The organism is Streptomyces sp. NPDC006551, assembly GCF_040611675.1.
GTDB lineage: Bacteria > Actinomycetota > Actinomycetes > Streptomycetales > Streptomycetaceae > Streptomyces.
Genome location: NZ_JBEXOT010000005.1, coordinates 123923 through 141749 on the forward strand (window position 1 = coordinate 123923; position 17827 = coordinate 141749).

At 71.6% G+C, this 17827-nt stretch carries 11 protein-coding genes, 1 tRNA gene and 2 pseudogenes; 8 read left to right on the forward strand and 6 right to left on the reverse strand.

Annotated elements, in window-relative coordinates; translation table 11 throughout:
* Positions 1-130: 130 nt before the first annotated feature.
* From ABZY12_RS08075 to ABZY12_RS08110, 8 genes are all read left to right on the forward strand, one after another.
* Positions 131-760, forward strand: coding sequence for a small secreted protein (locus tag ABZY12_RS08075; protein WP_356888356.1), 630 nt, complete (start codon positions 131-133; stop codon positions 758-760).
* A 290-nt stretch (positions 761-1050) separates the two neighbouring features.
* On the forward strand, positions 1051-2589 hold the full coding sequence (locus ABZY12_RS08080) for a methyltransferase (RefSeq protein ID WP_356888358.1): 1539 nt from the start codon (positions 1051-1053) through the stop codon (positions 2587-2589).
* Positions 2590-3120: 531 nt separating this feature from the next.
* Positions 3121-3318 (forward strand): hypothetical protein, encoded by a 198-nt coding sequence (locus ABZY12_RS08085; RefSeq protein WP_356888360.1) that lies wholly within the window; start codon positions 3121-3123, stop codon positions 3316-3318.
* A gap of 246 nt (positions 3319-3564) precedes the next feature.
* Positions 3565-6420, forward strand: a complete 2856-nt coding sequence (topA, locus tag ABZY12_RS08090) for a type I DNA topoisomerase (protein WP_356888362.1) — start codon at positions 3565-3567, stop codon at positions 6418-6420.
* Between the two features lie 134 nt (positions 6421-6554).
* Positions 6555-9809 (forward strand): dTMP kinase, encoded by a 3255-nt coding sequence (gene tmk / locus ABZY12_RS08095; protein WP_356888364.1) that lies wholly within the window; start codon positions 6555-6557, stop codon positions 9807-9809.
* A gap of 261 nt (positions 9810-10070) precedes the next feature.
* The gene (locus ABZY12_RS08100; RefSeq protein ID WP_356888366.1) at positions 10071-11276 is read left to right on the forward strand and encodes a DNA polymerase III subunit delta'; all 1206 of its coding nucleotides are present in this window, start codon (positions 10071-10073) and stop codon (positions 11274-11276) included.
* A gap of 61 nt (positions 11277-11337) precedes the next feature.
* The gene (locus tag ABZY12_RS08105; RefSeq protein WP_356888368.1) at positions 11338-12873 is read left to right on the forward strand and encodes an alpha/beta hydrolase; all 1536 of its coding nucleotides are present in this window, start codon (positions 11338-11340) and stop codon (positions 12871-12873) included.
* A 74-nt stretch (positions 12874-12947) separates the two neighbouring features.
* Positions 12948-13021: transfer RNA gene (locus tag ABZY12_RS08110), tRNA-Thr, on the forward strand.
* A gap of 45 nt (positions 13022-13066) precedes the next feature.
* On the opposite strand, the gene ABZY12_RS08115 is transcribed toward ABZY12_RS08110, so the two are convergent.
* The 6 genes and pseudogenes from ABZY12_RS08115 to ABZY12_RS08140 form a co-directional block, all read right to left on the reverse strand.
* Positions 13067-14476 carry a tyrosine-type recombinase/integrase gene (locus ABZY12_RS08115; RefSeq protein ID WP_356888370.1) on the reverse strand — a complete coding sequence of 470 codons (1410 nt, stop codon included), beginning with the start codon at positions 14474-14476 and terminating at the stop codon, positions 13067-13069.
* Between the two features lie 63 nt (positions 14477-14539).
* Positions 14540-14728 (reverse strand): helix-turn-helix domain-containing protein, encoded by a 189-nt coding sequence (locus tag ABZY12_RS08120; RefSeq protein WP_356888585.1) that lies wholly within the window; start codon positions 14726-14728, stop codon positions 14540-14542.
* A 34-nt stretch (positions 14729-14762) separates the two neighbouring features.
* Positions 14763-15868: pseudogene (locus tag ABZY12_RS08125) on the reverse strand (DUF3631 domain-containing protein); the annotation flags it as partial.
* Entirely contained in the window at positions 15865-16029 is a 165-nt protein-coding gene (locus ABZY12_RS08130) for a hypothetical protein (RefSeq protein WP_356888372.1), read from the reverse strand. The pseudogene ABZY12_RS08125 and the gene ABZY12_RS08130, both read right to left, overlap by 4 nt.
* Positions 16030-16213: 184 nt before the next feature.
* Positions 16214-16333: pseudogene (locus ABZY12_RS08135) on the reverse strand (DNA primase); the annotation flags it as partial.
* Between the two features lie 710 nt (positions 16334-17043).
* Entirely contained in the window at positions 17044-17733 is a 690-nt protein-coding gene (locus ABZY12_RS08140) for a hypothetical protein (protein WP_356888374.1), read from the reverse strand.
* Positions 17734-17827 lie beyond the last annotated feature (94 nt).

A 17827-nucleotide genomic window follows, 5' to 3' on the forward strand; every position in this document is an offset into this window, starting at 1 on the left:
GGAGGACGTGAGGCGTGTCTCCCTTGGTGCAAAAGGCTGCAATCGGTGATGAAACAGTCGTACGAAAGGTGGATCTCTCCCGCTTGGCGTGTATGTTCCGGGGCCGAGAGCCTTGGAAGGGACCGATCCGGTGAACAAGAAGCTTGCAGCCGCACTGTCCGGCGGCGCGGTACTGGTGCTCGCGCTGTCCGGGTGCGCCGACGAGGGCGACAAGGTAAACGACTGGGCCAAGACTGTCTGCGACCAGGCGAAGCCCCAGATCCAGAAGCGCGCCGACGCCCAGCAGCTGATCATCTCGACGGCTGCGGACGGAAAGCCCGCGGACATCCAGGCCGCCGACTCGAAGGCGTTCAAGGACATCGCCGACGCCGACCGCGCGCTCGCCAAGGCCATCGAAGGCGCCGGGGCGCCGCCCGTCGACAACGGCGAGAAGGTGCAGCAGGACGCGATCAAGGAGCTCAACGCGACCGCGGTGGCGTACGAGGGGCTGAAGAAGCAGGTCGACGCGCTCGACCCGGGCAACCAGCAGAAGTTCGCGGACGGGCTGCAGGGCGTCGCCGACGGTCTGAAGAAGATCGAGAAGATGGACCAGGACGCGCTGGCGAAGCTGCAGGGCGGCGAACTGGGCACGGCGATGGCGAAGCAGCCGGGCTGTCAGAAGGCGAAGCCGTCGAGCCCGGCCGCCAAGCCGGGCTCGACGCCCTCGAAGGACGCGGGAACGGCGAAGCCGACGCCGGCCGCGAGCAGGAGCGCGGAGTAGCACGAAGCACGCCGACGCGCGCGTGCGGCGGCGGCTTTGTCCGATGAGCCTCGTCGACGCGCGCGTGCGGTGCGGGCTTTGTCCGACGACCCTCGTCGACGGGCGCGTGCGGCACGGGCTTCGGGCTCTGCGCCGTCGGCCCACGCCGACCGACGGGCGCGTGCGGGGTGGGCTTCGCGCCGATGACCTCATGCCCCGGGGCCTGAGGAACTGCCCCCGATCGGCCGCCCGCCCGTCCGCCGTGGTCGGGTCGGGCGGGGAATGTCGGTGGGGGCCGTCACAATGGGCGGGTGAGTACGACCAGCTTGACCACCAGCCTTCCGGTGCCCGCGCACGCCGCCCGACTGCGCGAGGCGCTGCTCGCCGCCGACTTCACCGCCGACGGTCTGCTCGAGCTTCTCGGCGCCCCGGCCTACGCCGCGCTCGCCCGCAGCGAGACCGTGCCCGCGCTGCGCGCCACCCGGGGCGACTCCCCGCTGGAGGCCCTCGTCCGGCTGTTCCTGCTCCAGGGGGCCGTTCCCGCCGAGCGGGCGGCCGCCGCGCTGCCGCTGGAGGAGGCCCTGGCCGACGGCTGGGTACGGGAGTCGGAGGGCGAGGTCCGGGCCACCGTCGACGTACGGCCGTACGGCGGGCCCGAGGGACAGGACTGGTTCATCGTCTCCGACCTGGGCTGCGCCGTCGGCGGAGCCGGCGGTATCGGCAGGAAGGACGAAGGCGTCGTCCTCGGCGTCGGCGGGGCCTCCACGACCCTCGCAGGCATCACCGTCCGTACGCCCGTGTCCTCCGCGCTCGACCTCGGCACCGGCTCCGGGATCCAGGCACTGCACGCCGCCCAGCACGCCACCCTGGTGACCGCGACCGATCTCAACCCGCGCGCCCTGGACTTCACCCGGCTCACGCTCGCGCTCTCCGGGGCCCGCGAGGCCGAACTGCTCCAGGGCTCCCTCTTCGAGCCCGTCGACGGCGACACGTACGACCTGATCGTCTCCAACCCGCCGTTCGTCATCTCCCCCGGAGCCCGGCTCACCTACCGCGACGGCGGGATGGGCGGTGACGATCTGTGCCGCACGCTCGTCCAGGAGGCCGGGGAGCGGCTCAACGACGGCGGATACGCCCAGTTCCTCGCCAACTGGCAGCACGTGGAGGGCGAGGAGTGGCAGGACCGGCTGCGCTCCTGGGTGCCGCGCGGCTGCGACGCCTGGATCGTGCAGCGCGAGGTCCAGGACATCACCCAGTACGCCGAACTGTGGCTGCGGGACAGCGGCGACCACCGCGAGGACCCGGCGGAGTACGTGCGACGGTACGAGGCGTGGCTGGACGAGTTCGAGGCCCGCAAGACCAGGGCCGTCGGCTTCGGCTGGATCACCCTGCGCAAGAACGCCGCCGTCGCCTCCGGCGCGGTCGAGCCGTCGATCGTGATCGAGGAGTGGCCCCACCCGGTCGAACAGCCGCTCGGTGACACCGTGCGGGCCCACTTCGAGCGCCAGGACTATCTGCGGGCCCACGACGACGCCGCCCTGCTGGCCGAGCACTTCGCCCTCGCGCCCGAGGTGATGCAGGAGCAGGTCGGGCTGCCGGGCGCCGAGGACCCCGAGCACGTGGTGCTGCGGCAGAACCGCGGCATGCGTCGTGCCACCAAGGTGGATCACGTCGGGGCCGGATTCGCGGGCGTGTGCGACGGGTCGCTCAGCGCGGGCCGCATCCTCGACGCCATCGGACAGTTGATGGGCGAGGACCCGGTGCTGCTGCGGGACCGTACCCCGCAGGCGATCCGGCTCCTCGTGGAGGAGGGTTTCCTGCTGCCGGTCGGCGAGGGAAGCGGCGCCTGATACGGATCGGCGCCGATCGAGCGCGCATCGGTACGGATCGGCGCCGATCGAGCCGGACGGGCCCTCGCCCGAGAGGCCGGGGGATGTTCCGCTTCCTGCCGCCGCCCGCCCCGTCGTGGTCGGCGGAGCGATCTCCGGCCGCGCCCGTCCCGGCCGGGCGACACCGCCCGTGTTCAGCGGAACGCCGCTGGTGGGACCGCTGCGCAGGGCCTTCGTCCTCGTCTCCCCGGCAGGGAAGTCGGCGTCCCCGACGGACGGTTCCCCCGGGCCGGCGACGTCGTGCTCCCGGCTTCCGCCTCTTAGGGGTCCGAACGGCCTGCCGCTCAGCGACGGCCGGTCGGTCAGCCCGTCCGTCGTGAGACAGCTCACCGGCCGGCTCGTCGGTCCGCCGGTCGGTGAGTACCGGCCATCTTCGTGAAACCGACCGGCGCGCCCGCGCCGTTCACCCGGAATTCGCGCCCTCGACGCCGGAAAGTGCCAGCCTCTCCCGCAGGGATGACCAGGGCATGACGGACGAACGGGGTACGGACCATGGAGAGCGTGCCTGCGATCTTCGCCGGAACGGCGTTCGCGCTGTTCGGGACCGCGCTGCTGCTGTGGACGGGGGTGCGCGTGCTGCACCGCGAGCCCGTGGCGCTCGGCGTCGCGCCGGGGGCGGCGGCCGCCCTCACGACGCTCTTCGGCGCCGCCTCCCTCCTTCTCGGCGTCTGGTGCTTCGGACGCCTCTGACGAGATCATCCGCACACCTCCGCCCCGCCCGACCGGGAGTCCGGGCGGCAGGAATGCCAGAAGTCGGGTTACCGTTCGAGTGGCCGTTGCGGGCTTTCGCCGTTTGACACGGGGGCGGGTTGTACCGTCACACTCCGCAGCGACGGCAGCGCCACCACAGGTGCCGCTGCCATGCGTGCCAGGGCCAGTGCCGTACGTGACCACTGCGTACGTGCCACCGAGCGTCGACCGGAGAGAAGAGCGAAGTTGTCCCCGACCAGCGAGACCGCACAGGGCGGCCGCCGACTCGTCATCGTCGAGTCGCCTGCCAAGGCGAAGACGATCAAGGGCTACCTCGGCCCCGGATACGTCGTCGAGGCGAGCGTCGGGCACATCCGCGACCTCCCCAGCGGCGCCGCCGAGGTCCCGGAGAAGTACACCGGCGAGGTGCGCCGCCTCGGAGTCGACGTCGAACACGACTTCCAGCCGATCTACGTCGTCAACGCCGACAAGAAGGCGCAGGTCAGGAAGCTCAAGGAGCAGCTGGCCGAGGCCGACGAACTCTTCCTCGCCACCGATGAGGACCGCGAGGGCGAAGCCATCGCGTGGCACCTCCTCGAGGTCCTGAAGCCCAAGGTCCCGGTCCACCGGATGGTCTTCCACGAGATCACCAAGGACGCGATCCGGGCCGCCGTCGAGAACCCGCGCGAGCTGAACAAGCGCATGGTCGACGCCCAGGAGACCCGCCGCATCCTGGACCGGCTCTACGGCTACGAGGTCTCGCCGGTCCTGTGGAAGAAGGTCATGCCCCGGCTGTCGGCCGGCCGTGTGCAGTCCGTCGCCACCCGTCTCGTCGTCGAGCGGGAGCGTGAGCGCATCGCGTTCCGCTCCGCCGAGTACTGGGACCTGACCGGCACGTTCTCCACGGGCCGCGCCGGTGATCCGTCCGACCCGTCGTCGCTGGTGGCGCGCCTGGCGACGGTCGACGGCCGGAGGGTCGCCCAGGGTCGTGACTTCGGCGCGGACGGACAGCTGAAGTCCGAGCAGGTGCTCCACCTGGACGAGGAGAACGCACGGGCGCTCGCCGCCGCGCTCGCCGACACCTCGTTCGCCGTCCGCTCGGTCGAGTCCAAGCCATACCGCCGCTCCCCGTACGCCCCGTTCCGGACCACCACCCTCCAGCAGGAGGCGAGCCGCAAGCTGGGCTTCGGTGCGAAGGCGACGATGCAGGTCGCGCAGAAGCTGTACGAGAACGGCTTCATCACCTACATGCGTACGGACTCGACGATCCTGTCGGACACCGCCGTCGCGGCGGCCCGGGCGCAGGTCACGCAGCTGTACGGCGCCGACTACCTGCCGGAGAAGCCGCGGGTCTACGCGGGCAAGGTCAAGAACGCGCAGGAGGCGCACGAGGCGATTCGCCCTTCGGGTGATCGTTTCCGCACCCCGGCGGAGACCGGTCTGACCGGCGACCAGTTCCGGCTCTACGAGCTGATCTGGAAGCGGACCGTCGCCTCCCAGATGAAGGACGCGACCGGAAACTCCGTCACCGTGAAGATCGGCGGCCGGGCCGCCGACGGCCGGGACGCGGAGTTCAGCGCGTCCGGCAAGACGATCACCTTCCACGGCTTCATGAAGGCGTACGTGGAGGGGGCCGACGACCCCAACGCGGAGCTCGACGACCGTGAGCGCCGGCTGCCGCAGGTCGCCGAGGGCGACGCGCTGTCGGCCGAGGAGATCACCGTCGACGGCCACGCGACCAAGCCGCCGGCCCGCTACACCGAGGCCTCGCTGGTCAAGGAGCTGGAAGAGCGCGAGATCGGCCGCCCGTCGACGTACGCGTCGATCCTCGGCACGATCCTCGACCGCGGCTATGTGTTCAAGAAGGGCACGGCGCTCGTGCCGTCGTTCCTCTCCTTCGCCGTGGTCAACCTCCTGGAGAAGCACTTCGGCCGGCTCGTCGACTACGACTTCACCGCCAAGATGGAGGACGACCTCGACCGCATCGCGCGGGGCGAGGCCCAGGCCGTGCCGTGGCTGAAGCGTTTCTACTTCGGTGAGGGCGGGTCCGGGGGCGCCTCCGGCGGAGCCGCCGACGCGGGCAACGGCGACGGTGACCACCTCGGTGGTCTCAAGGAGCTGGTGACCGACCTCGGCGCGATCGACGCCCGCGAGATCTCCTCCTTCCCGGTCGGTGACGGCATCATGCTGCGCGTCGGCCGGTACGGCCCGTACGTCGAGCGCGGTGAGAAGGACTCCGACGGGCACCAGCGCGCGGACGTCCCGGACGATCTCGCCCCGGACGAGCTGACGGTGGCGTACGCGGAGGAGCTGCTCGCCAAGCCGAGCGGTGACTTCGAGCTCGGCACCGACCCGGTCAGCGGGAACCAGATCGTCGCCAAGGACGGGCGGTACGGCCCGTACGTCACCGAGATCCTGCCCGAGGGCACGCCGAAGACCGGCAAGAACGCGGTGAAGCCGCGGACGGCCTCGCTCTTCAAGTCGATGTCCCTGGACACGGTGACGCTGGAGGACGCGCTGAAGCTGATGTCCCTGCCGCGTGTGGTGGGTACGGACGCGGAAGGCGTCGAGATCACGGCGCAGAACGGCCGCTACGGCCCGTACCTGAAGAAGGGCACGGACTCCCGGTCGCTGACGGACGAGGAGCAGCTCTTCACGATCACGCTGGAGGAGGCGCTCGCGATCTACGCGCAGCCCAAGCAGCGTGGCCGGGCCGCGGCAAAGCCGCCGCTGAAGGAGCTGGGTGTCGACCCGGTCAGCGAGAAGCCGGTCGTCGTGAAGGACGGGCGCTTCGGCCCGTACGTGACCGACGGCGAGACGAACGCGACCCTGCGGACCGGCGACAGCGTGGAGACGATCACGCCGGAGCGCGGGTTCGAGCTGCTCGCGGAGAAGCGGGCCAAGGCTCCGGCGAAGAAGGCGGCCAAGAAGGCGCCGGCGAAGAAGACGGCCGCGAAGAAGACCGCGGCCAAGAAGGCCACGCCGGCCAAGAAGACGGCGGCGAAGAAGACGGCCACCAAGACGGCCACCAAGACGGCCGCGAAGAAGACGACGACGGCGAAGACCGCAGCCACGAAGACGGCGGCGGCGAAGCCTGAGTAGTACGGCCGGAGCGGTACCGGACGCGCGCCAAGGGGCAGGGGTGGGAACCCCCGCCCCTTCGGCGTTTCCCGGCCACCCGACGTTTGTTCGGGTGGAGGCCACGGGGAGTGAAGGGGTCCGGATAGGGTGGACGGATGACGCGAGCAGAGCAGCCGAACTCCGACGTCGCCCTTGTCGCGGACTCCCGCGAGCGTGCCGTACGCGCGCTTCTGCGCCATCAACCACTGCGACGCTTGTGGAGCGCGCAGTTCGTCGGGGGGACCGGGGACGCCCTCGGCCTCCTCGTCCTGGTGCTGTTGGGGTATCAGGTCGCCGCGTCCGAAGGGGCGCTCGGCGGCGGGTACCGGGGCGCCGCGTTCGCCGTCGCCGCCGTCGTCGGCGCGCGACTGCTGGCCGCCGTGCTCTTCGGCGCCGTACTCCTCGGCCCGCTCACCGCGCTGACCGGGCCCGGCGGCCCGCTCGACCGGCGCTGGACCATGATCGGAGCCGACGGGCTGCGGCTCGCGCTGCTTGTGGTCGCGCCGCTGTGGATCGACTGGACACCGGACAACGCCCTGTGGTTCCTGCTCGGCACCGTCTTCGTGGCGGGCGCCGCCGAGCGGCTGTCGACCGTCGCCCGCGAGGGCGCCGCACCGGCGCTGCTGCCCGCGCCGCCCCTGGAGGGCGCCGCCGTCCGGCCCCTGCCGGACCATCTGGACGCGCTGCGCCGGCTCTCGCTGCGCACCGGATTCCTCGCCGTCCCGGCCGCGGCCGCCGTACTGCTGGTCGCCACGCTCATCGGGAACCTGATCGCCACCGGCATCGACTGGTTCTCGCTGCACCAGGCGGCGCTCGGCGCGTACCTCGCCGCCGGACTGTTCGCCGCCTCCCTCTCCGTCCTGTACTTCATGGAGCTGCCCGGCGGAAAGACGCCGCGGCCGCGCTCGCCCCTGGAGGGCCTGAGGCGTCCCGCCGCGGAGAAGGGACGCACGGGCGTGGCCCCGCTGCTCGTCCTCGCCTGCGCCACCGTGGCCGGGGCCGTCGCGGCCGCCGCGGCCGTCACCGTCCTGCACGCCCACGACCTCGGTGGCGGCCCCGTCACCTTCGCCCTGCTGATCCTCGCGCTGAGCGGGGCCACCGCCGTAGGGATCCGCACGGCCGGCTCCGTCCTCACCGCGCTCTCCCGCCGGCGCCTCCTCGCCCTCGCGATCACCGCCACCGGTATCGCGCTGCTCGCGATGGGCCTGGTCCCTGACACGGCGACGGTGCTGTTCCTCGCCGTCCTCGCCGGGTACACGAGCGGGGTCGCCGCCCACACCGGCCACACCCTCCTCGATCAGGAGACCGAGGAGGCCCGCCGCCCCCGGGTCACCGCGCACCTCCAGGCCGTCGTCCGGGTCGCCATGGCCCTGGGCGCCCTCGGAGCACCGCTGCTCGCCGCCGCCATCGGGCCGCACCGCCTCGCCTCCGGCAGCTTCGTCTTCGCCCACGGCGGCGCCGCCTTCACGCTGATGCTGGTCGGCGCGCTGCTGCTGCCGGTCGCCGCGCTCGTCCTCGCCAAGACCGACGACCGGGCCGGCGTACCGCTGCGCCGTGATCTGCGCGACGCGCTGCGCGGCGCCGACCCCGTCCAGGCGCCCGCGCCGACCGGCTTCTTCCTCGCCCTGGAGGGCGGCGACGGAGCCGGCAAGTCCACCCAGGCCGAGGCGCTCGCCGAGTGGATCCGCGCCAAGGGCCACGAGGTCGTCGTCACCCGCGAGCCGGGCGCGACGCCGATCGGCAAGCGGCTGCGCTCGATCCTGCTCGACGTCTCCTCGGCGGGGCTGTCGAACCGGGCGGAGGCGCTGCTGTACGCCGCCGACCGTGCCGAGCACGTCGACTCCCTGGTCAAGCCCGCCCTGGAGCGGGGCGCGGTGGTGATCTCCGACCGGTACATCGACTCGTCCGTGGCCTACCAGGGCGCCGGCCGCGACCTCTCGCCGACCGAGATCGCGCGGATCAACCGCTGGGCGACCGGTGGCCTCGTCCCCCACCTGACCGTGCTCCTGGACGTCGCGCCGGAGACCGCCCGGGAGCGGTTCACCGAGGCTCCGGACCGGCTGGAGTCCGAGCCGCCGGAGTTCCACGCGCGCGTGAGGGCCGGTTTCCTCGCGCTGGCCGCCGGGGACCCCGGCCGCTACCTGGTCGTCGACGCCGGCCAGGAGCCGGAGGCGGTCACCACCGTCGTACGCCACCGGCTCGACCGGATGCTGCCGCTGTCCGAGGCCGAGGTGAAGGCCCAGGAGGAGGCGCGCAGGAAGGCCGAGGAGGCCGCCCGGCTCCGCGCCGAGGAGGAAGCGCGCAGGAAGGCGGAGGAGGAGCGTCTGGAGCGCGAGCGCCAGGAGCAGCTCGCCAGGCTCCGGGCCGAGGAGGAGGAGCGCAAGCGCCGCGAGGAGGAAGAGGCGCGGCAGCGCGAGGCCGAGCGGCAGGCCGAGGAGGCCCGTCGCCGGGCCGAGGAGGCCAGGCTGGCCGCCGAGGAGGAGCGCAAGCGGCGCGAGGCCGAGGAGAAGGCCCGGCGCGCGGAGCAGGAGCGACTCCGCAAGCAGGCCGAGGAGGAGGCCCGGCTGCGCGCGGAGGCGGAGGAGCGCCGCCGCGAGAAGCAGCGCAAGGCCGAGGAGGCGCTGGTCAGGGCCGAGGAGGCACGGCGCCTTGCCGAGGCCGCGGCGGCGAAGGCCGCGGAGGAGGCGGCGAGGAAGGCCGCTGCCGAGGCGGCGGAGAAGGCCGCGGCGGAGAAGGCGGCCGCGGAGAAGGCCGCGGAAAAGGCCGCGGCGGAGAGGCAGGCCGCGGAGAAGGCGGCTGCGGAGAAGGCGGCCAAGGAGGCTGCCGAGGCGAAGGCGGCGGAGGCGGCCCGGGCCGCGAAGGCTGCCGAGGCGGCGGAGGTCTCGGCCAACGAGATCACCGTGCCGACGCCGATCGTGAAGCCCGACGACGTGGCGCCCGACGACGTGACGCAGACCTTCCCGCGTGTGTCGCCGAACGAGATCACCGTCCCCACGCCGATCGTGAAGCCGGAGGACGTGCGTCCGTCCGAGGACGAGACGACGGTTCTGCCGCAGGTGCGGGAGGCGGACGACACGGCCGTACTGCCGCCCGTACGGGACGCGGACGAGACCGCCGTCCTGCCGCCCGTACGGGATGCCGCGCCGGCCGACCGGGTGCCGCCGGGCTTCTTCCGCGACGAGCGGCCCGCCGCCGAGCCGGAGGGTGCGAACGACATGACGCGCGAGCTGCCGCAGCTCGACGAGCAGGGCCGGCCCCGCCGCCGCTCCGACTGGGCGGAGGAGACGCCGCTCGACGACCTGCCGAGCCTGGCGGACGAGCTGCTCGGCCCGCACGACGACGAGGACGACGGGCGGCGCCGGCGCCGCTGACGCCCGCGGGGTGGGGGCGAGTCCGGCGTACGGCAGGACCTGGCTGAGAGGCGCCCGGCGTACGGCGGGCCGACGAGCGGCGGGCGTTTGGCGGGGTCCCGGCGTACGGCAGGCGTTTGGCGGGGCCCGGCCGACAGGTGCCCGGCGGGTCCCGCCCGGAGCGGCGGGGCTTGAGGCGGTCGGCCTCGGGCGCCCGCCGTCGCCGTGAGACCCGGTGTCAGTCAGGTACTCCACAATGGAGGGCGTACCTGAGGAGGGCACATGGCCGTATGGGACGACCTGGTCGGACAGGCGCGGGTCGAGGAACAGCTCGCCGCCGCCGCGCGCGACGCCGACGCGTTCGTGACCGCCCATGCCGCCGGAGAGCCGGCCTCCGAGGCGGCGTCCAAGATGACCCATGCCTGGCTGTTCACCGGCCCTCCGGGATCGGGCCGGGCGACCGCGGCGCGCGCCTTCGCCGCCGCGCTGCAGTGCGTCAGCCCCGACCGGGCGCTGGGCGGTGCCCCGGGATGCGGGTTCTGCGACGGCTGCCACACCTCTCTCGTCGGGACGCACGCCGACGTGGAGGTCGTCCGTACGGACCTGCTCTCCATCGGCGTGAAGGAGACCCGCGACCTCGTCCGGCGCGCCCAGCTCTCGCCGGCGGGCGGCCGCTGGCAGGTGATCGTCCTGGAGGACGCCGACCGCCTCACCGAGGGAGCGGGCAACGTGCTCCTGAAGGCGGTCGAGGAGCCCGCGCCGCGTACGGTCTGGCTGCTCTGCGCGCCGTCCCTGGAGGACGTCCTGCCCACGATCCGCTCGCGCTGCCGCCACCTGACGCTGCGTACGCCGTCGGTCGAGGCGGTCGCGGACATGCTCGTACGCCGCGACGGCGTCGAACCGGCCGCCGCGCAGGCCGCCGCCCGCGCCACCCAGGGGCACATCGACCGCGCCCGCCGGCTGGCGACCGACGAGCGGGCTCGGGCCCGGCGCGCCGTGGTGCTCAAGCTGCCGATGCGGGTCGCGGACGTCGGCGGCTGCCTGAAGGCCGCTCAGGAGCTGGTCGACGCGGCGGGTGAGGACGCCAAGCAGGTCGCCGAGGAGGTCGACGTCAAGGAGACCGAGGAGCTGAAGGCCGCTCTCGGCGGCGGGCAGGGCGGGCGGATGCCGCGCGGTACAGCCGGTGCGATGAAGGAGCTGGAGGAGCGCCAGAAGCGGCGCAAGACGCGTACGCAGCGCGACAGCCTGGATCTCGCCCTCACCGATCTGACCGGCTTCTACCGCGATGTGCTGACGCTGCAGCTGCGGGCGAGTTCGGCGCTGGCCAACGAGGACGTACGCGACGCGGTGGAGCGGATCGCCCGGGACACCACCCCCGAGCGGACCCTGCGCCGGATCGAGGCGGTGCTCGCCTGCCGGGAGGCCCTGGACCGGAACGTGGCCCCGCTGCTCGCGGTGGAGGCGATGACCATGGCCCTGCGGGACTGATGTCCAGGTCGCGGGGGCACCGATTGGACACGTTACGTATGCGTATGGATACGCTCCGGGGATGGACTCCAGGCGTTTTCTCCGTACGTCCGCCACCGCCCTCGCGGCGGCCGGGCTGATCCTCTCCGGCTGCACGGGCGGGAGCGACGCGGCCGCGCCCGGATCGTCGGCCGCGGCCAGGGCCTCGACCGCCGGCCTGGAGGCCTTCTACGCCCAGAAGCCGGTGTGGCGTGACTGTGGTGTCCCGAAGTTCGAGTGCGCCACCTTCCGCGCCCCGCTCGACTACGCGAAGCCGGAGGGTGGAGAGATCCGGCTCGCGGTCTCCCGGGTCAGGGCCACCGGCCCGGGCAAGCGCCTCGGGTCGCTGCTGGTCAACCCCGGCGGGCCGGGCGGCTCCGCCGTCGGCTACCTCCAGGGGTACGCGGGCGTCGGCTACCCCGCCCCGGTCCGTGCCCGCTACGACGTGGTGGCCGTCGACCCGCGAGGGGTGGCCCGCAGCGAACCCGTCGAGTGTCTGACGGGCCCGCGGATGGACGCGTACACGGAGGTCGACCAGACGCCGGACGACCCGCGTGAGACGGCCGCGCTCACGGCCTCCTTCAAGGAGTTCGCGGCGGGCTGCGAGAAGCGTTCCGGCAGGGTGCTGCCGCATGTCTCCACGGTGGAGACCGCCCGTGACATGGACATCGTGAGGGCGGTGCTCGGCGACCAGAAGCTGACGTACGTCGGGGCCTCCTATGGCACCTTCCTCGGTGCGACGTACGCCGAACTGTTCCCGCAGCGCACCGGCCGACTGGTCCTGGACGGGGCGATGGACCCCTCGCTTTCGGCCGGCGAGCTCAACCGCGATCAGACCGCCGGCTTCGAGACCGCCTTCCGGTCCTTCGCCGCGGACTGCGTCGGAAAGCCGGACTGCCCGCTCGGTACGGAGTCGGTCGCCGCCGCCGGTGACAAGCTGAAGGCCTTCTTCCGCGAGGTCGACGCCAAGCCCCTGCCGACCGGCGAGAGTCGTGAGCTCGGCGAGTCGCTGGCCACGACGGGGGTGATCGCCGCGATGTACGACGAGGGGGCCTGGCCGCAGCTGCGCGAGGCGCTGACCCGGGCCATCGGCGGCGAGGGCTCGGGCCTGCTCGCCCTGGCCGACAGCTACTACGAGCGCGGGGCGGACGGCTCGTACACGAACCTGATGTCCGCCAACGCCGCCGTGAACTGCCTGGACCTTCCGGCCTCCTTCGCCGGCCCCGCCGACGTCGAGAAGGCGGTGCCGTCCTTCGAGAAGGCGTCCCCGGTCTTCGGTACCGGCCTCGCCTGGGCCTCCCTGAACTGCACGTACTGGCCCACCCCCGCGACGGGCCGCCCCCACCGCATCACGGCGCCCGGCGCCGCCCCGATCGTCGTCGTCGGCACCACCCGGGACCCGGCCACCCCCTACAAGTGGGCCCGCTCCCTCGCCGACCAGCTCGCCTCCGGAACCCTGCTGACCTACGAGGGCGACGGCCACACGGCGTACGGCCGCGGCAGCGACTGCGTCGACACCGCGATCAACACCTACCTCCTGGAAGGCACGGTCCCCCAGGACGGAAAGCGCTGCTCATAGGGGTGGTCGGAGCACCCCGGGAAACTGTGTAGACTTGGCGAGGCCGCTGCACCCACCATGGGAACGCACGGCATGCCGCCTTAGCTCAGTTGGCCAGAGCAACGCACTCGTAATGCGTAGGTCTCGGGTTCGAATCCCGAAGGCGGCTCGGATCAGCCCCAGGACTCACTCGCCGTGACCTGGGGCTTTTTCATTAGCGGATCCGGCGTCGGAGCCGAGCACGGGCCGCCCGGCTGTCGGTGGTCTCAGTTCTGGTCTCAGTAGGGCCCTGCGGGACGCGCTGAACTGGAGGCCGGAGCTGGGGGAGGAAGGCATCTCCCATGCGCTTCATTGCGTCCCTGGACTGCTCGGACCGCCCCTTCACATACCGGCGGGTCTGGGTCACCTGGGTGTGCCGCAGGATCTCCATGATGGTCACGAGGGGCACCCCCAACTCGTTCAGGATCGTGCCGGCGGTGTGGCGGCTCCCGTCGTAGAGGCGGCGGTCGTCGATCCCTGCCTCCTCCAGGATTTCCTTGAATTCCTCCCAGTCTTGACGCGGGTCGAGCGGTCGACCATCGGGCCGCGAGAACACCACACCGTGGTCCTCCCACAGTTCACCTGCCGCGGCCCGTTCCTCCTCCTGGAGGGCTCGGAGTTCCCGCAGCGGCGGGATGAACGGCGGTGGGATGGGCACCGGGTTCTGACTCTTCTTCGTCTTGGGGCGGGTGAACACGAGACCGCCGCCCTTCCGGTCGGGGCACACGCTCGCATGCCTCGTGCATCCCTTGCCGCATGGCTCCGGACAGCCACGCTTGTAGCCCTTGTGGACGGCGCAGACGGGCGGACACGGGGCGAACCGGTGAAGCCGCTCACCGCAGAGGTGCGGGTCGGTGCAGCCGTGCTTCCAGGTGAGCCGTTGAAGCTGCCAACGGGGGTGGAAAAGCTCCGCATCCAGGTCGACGTACTGCCACCGCATCCCGAGCGTTTCACCCTGACGAAAGCCCATGCCCACACCGATCAGCCAGCGTACGAACGTCGAGCGCTTGGCCGCTGCCTCCAGGAAGGCTCGCGCCTCCTCCTGAGTGAAGGGGTTCGCCTCGGTCTCGTCCACGGTCGGCGGGTCGACCAGCGTTGCGACGTTCTCGACGATCATCCGTCGGCGGTGGGCAATTTTCAGCGCGCGGGACAGGATGCGGTGGACCTTGAGAACGTGTGAAGGGGCGTGCCCCTCGGACAGCATCGCCGCGTACATGGCCTCCAGGTGCTCCGGCTCGAGCTTGTTCAGCCGGTGTTGGCCGATGCCAGGAACGATGTCGTTGCGAGTCTTGGACCAGTAGTCATCCAGTGAGCGCGGCTTGAGCTTCAGGCTCGCGATCGTCGTGAGGTAGGTCTCCATCCACTGCTGCACCGTTGGCACGCGACCGGCCTTCGGCGCTCGCTGCTCGTCGCGCAGCTTCTCCAACTCCCGCACCTTGCGGGTCACCTCGGTCTCGGTCCTGCCGGTCCGGTGGCGGCGGTCCGGGCTGCCGTCCGACTTCACGCCCATGGTCACGCGGCCGTGCCATCGGCCGTCGCTGCCCAGGTAGATGGACGACTCCATGTTGAGCTTGCGGGGGCTCATCTCTTCCCTTCATGAGCGAGGCGGCCCCGGTGAACTCCGGGGCCACCTCACGTGGTTCGTGATTCAGGCAGCGTGTTGTGTGAGTTCGGCGGCGAACGCCTCCAGGTCGGTCCGCCTGATACGGCGGGAGCGGCCGACCTTCACGTACGGCAGGACGCCAGCGGCCATCAGCTCGTAGACGGTCGAGCGTCCGAACGAGAGCGCTTGGGCGGCGGCGTCCACGGTGAGCAGGATCCGATCGGCGACGGGCATGACGGCGGTGGTCACTTGGAAAGCCGGCCCTGGAGGGGGGTGGGGGGCAGTACCGCTGCCACGCGTCGTGGAGATCGAGCGCGTAGTACCCCTTGAGGACGGTCCCGGCGGTCTTGATGTTGCGGGCTTTGATCGGGGTGTTGTCGCTGGTCATGTACTCGCCCAGCATCTTGGCGAGCATCCGGGAGTCGAGCGGCCGGCCGCTCATGTCCGCCCACGGCGCCTCGTCGAGCGCGCACAGCCGATCCAGGACGGCGACGGTGGGCATCCGGTCGATGCCCGCCATCACGTGGTCCCTCAGGTCGGTCAGCAGCCGGATCCCGAGACTGCCCTTGTCGTCGGCGCGGGAGGCGTTGACCAGCTCCACGCACGCGGCGCGCGCCCGCTCGGGCCACCGCCCGCCGGCCGCATCGGCCACGGCGATCAGCGGCTCCCATACATCGGCGGGGCGGTCGGTGACGCCCTCGGGCATCTCGGGCCAGCGTCCGGCGACGTCCTCGCGGACCTGGTCGGCCCACTGGGCGAGCCGGTCGCGCAGCTTGTTGCCCTCCGCCTCGTGCAGCCCGGGCCCGGAACGGCTCCACGTGCTCGTTCCTCGCCCGGCGACGCATCCGGATGATGACGGAGCGGGTGGTGATGGTGTCGGGCAGGTAGCCGAGCCCGGCGACCGCGACGGCGGTGTAGGAGGGGAACTCCACGACGGTCTGGTTGCCGCCGTCGCCGATGCACCGGTAGGTGACTCCGGAGCGTCGGTGGCCAGCGTTGAGGAAGCCGCGGAGTTCTTCGTTGTCCCCGGCCTTGGGGCCGAAGACGGTGTCAATCTCGTCGAACAGGATCGTGGGACGTCCGGCGGGGTCGGAGACGGACCGGAACAGGGCGGCAGCTCGCGCGTTCACCGCCAGCATCGGACGCGGCACCAGCGTCTCCACGACCTCCAGCGCGCGGGACTTCCCCGACCCCGGCTCCCGGGGAGAGGAACGCCAGACGCGGGGTGGAGTCGAACGCGTCGAGGAGGTGCGCGTGGGCGTCCCACAGCGCCACGGCGACGTAGGCGGCCTCGCGGGGGAAGACGTTGAACCGGCGGTGGAACTGCTCGACTTCGGCGAGCAGGGCGGCGCCGTCGATGGGCTGCACGCTCATGCGGCAGACCTCCCTTCGGTGGAGTTGAGCAGCGGGCACACGGCGTGGTGGGCGGCGTGTTCGTCGGTCAGGGTGAGCACCTGGCGGTGTCCGACGGCGCTGCGGTTGAGTCCGCAGTCGCAACGGGACGTGGCGCTCGGGATGGCGCGGGGGCTGGGCATGGAGACGTGGAGCATGCCGACGATCCGGGGCCCGTCCGCCGGGTGCAGGTCGGGGCTTGAGGGACGGCCCGAGGGCCGACGCTCTTCGAGGCGCCCACGGCCCGCAGGTGCCGGGGCTGCTCGGCGGCTACCGCCCCTTCGGTGGTCGGGGTATTGCTTTTCAGGCGGAGATTCGGGCGGGGGCTCATGCCGTCTCCCGGGGCCGGGCGGTAAGGATGGACCAGTTCAGAGCGCTACGCAGAGTCGAGCGGCACTCGGCCGGCCGCAGACCCGCCGACTCCCCCGCCACCTGAAAAGCCGTCTTTCCGTGCTGCGGGAACAGGTTGGAACAGCTTGGCTACCGCTCGGAACAGTTCGACACCGCATCGGAACAGCTTGACTACACACTGGCTACGACCTGCGGTGATTCCGACCTTGGCGGGTTCCGACGGCGCCACTCGATGGCGCAGGCCCCCGCGCCCTACTCTCGTTGCAACGGGTCGAATCCGGCCGCCATCCTCAGCCATGCCTCACGGTAAGGGTCCTCGCCATGTCCCGAATCCCCGCCGTGCCGGCCGACGGTGCGCACCGGACGCGATTCAGCCAACTTCGTGCCGAGTGGCCTAGCAGTAGTTAGCAGGAGTTAGTCACAGTTCGTCCTTTCATGGCCTTTCATGGCCTTTCACCTGCAGTAACGCACCGGTGAGCAGTTCTCGCTGCGGTCTGTCGCCAGCTTCGGTGGGCGGCCATACGCTCCAAACGCACCCCGGTTCTCGGACGCGCCCATCCTCGTCACGCCTTCAACGAAGGGAACTTCGTCATGCCCTCATGTCCACGAATCACCTGCCCTGTCTGCCGGCGCAACGTCGCTGTCAGTCCCGACACCCGACGGATCGCCGATCACAAGCACCCCCGGCCGCGCGAACGGGCTCTTGACCTAGGGCCTCTCGTTTGGATCATGCCGGACGGGCCGCATGAAGCAACTCACATTGCCGTGCTGGGACACCGGGCTTCCAGCATTGAGCAGCCGAGAGGCTACTTGGTGGGAACGGGGTCGAAACCGAGGCCGTAGCCCTGCTTGCCCATCTTGATGCGCAGGGTCACGTAACCGGGCTCGCCCCGGTCCGCGAACTTGGTCCAGTACTGGCAGGTGAAGCCTGTGTCGGTGTCCATCGCGACCGACTTCGCGGCGGGGAGCTTGTCGCAGGCGAGCTTGCTCGCGTCGGTGCGACCGGACTCGGAGCCGAACTGCTCGTTGAACGAGTCGTACACCGCCTCCCCCACCAGCAGGCCCTTCTTGGGCGTGGCCTCGAAGAAGATGAGGGCGCTGCCCTTCTTGGCCGAATCACTGATCTTGACCTCGTAGGGGACGTCGACCCCTTGGTACGTCGCGATGCACGTGCTCACCGCGCCGGCGTTCTGATCCACGCCGTCGGGGCACTTCGCGGCGGTCGTGCCCGGCACCCGGGCGGAACGGAGCACCCTCTCCCGCAGGCTGTGCTCCACCTTCTTGACGAACGGCGCGTCCATCGCCGGAGCCGGGGTGACCTTGAGCTTCTCGCCGGTCTCGCGCTGGGGCACGACGCCCGGCCGGGGACCGTCGACGGCGACGGGCAGCGCCTTCTGCGAGGCGCCGCCGGCCGCGTCCTCGGTGTCGGAGGAGCCGCAGCCCGCGATGAGCAGGCCCGCGGCGGTCAGTCCGACAAGAATCTTCGTGTTTCTCATAAAGGGAGAGTAAAGGTGGCCACTGACACCGGTACGCCGGGGGCCGGATGCCCCACGGAGACCCGCGCACCGACTGGTTCAATGAGCCTGACGG